We start from the raw sequence: 620 nt of genomic DNA on the forward strand, positions 1-620 counted from the left end.
GACACCGCCGCCGGGATCTGGGAACGGACCACCGCCGCCGCCCGCGCCCTCCAAGGCCCCGCCGAGACCCGGACCCTCGCCCAGCTCCGCGCCGACATCACCGCCACCTGGCTCCTCACCAACAACACCGGCGCAATGCCCGACGGCGGGCTGCCCGACGGCGGCATGCCCGACGGCGGGGCGGGACCGGGCATGAGCGTGGGCGGGGCGGGGCTGGTTCCGTCCCCGCGGGCGCAGGTCCTGGTCACCGTCCCGGTCCTGTCCCTGCTGGGCGCCACCGAGGAACCGGCCATCCTGGACGGGTACGGGCCGATCCCGCCGTCCATGGCCCGGGCCCTGGTCGCCGACGGCGCCGATTCCTTCCACCGCGTCCTGACCGACCCCCGCGACGGTGCCCCGCTGGAAATCGGACGGACCAGCTACCGGCTGACCAAGGCCATGCGTCAATGGCTGCGGCTCCGCGACGGCAAATGCCCGTTCCCCGGCTGCAACAACCACTCCCTGGACAACGAAGCAGACCACCTCCTGGCCTGGGCCGACGGGGGCACCACCGGCATCTCCAACCTGGGCCAACCCTGCCCCAAACACCACCGCCTCAAACACGGATCCGGATGGACCCC

Annotated in this window: 1 protein-coding gene; it reads left to right on the top strand. The window is 73.2% G+C overall.

What is annotated here, in order from left to right:
* Positions 1-620: HNH endonuclease signature motif containing protein (locus tag AB4Z38_RS25750; protein WP_441432341.1), on the top strand; the 620-nt coding region annotated here is incomplete at both ends.

The sequence above is a fragment of the Arthrobacter sp. 2RAF6 genome (assembly GCF_052115205.1).
Lineage (GTDB): Bacteria > Actinomycetota > Actinomycetes > Actinomycetales > Micrococcaceae > Arthrobacter.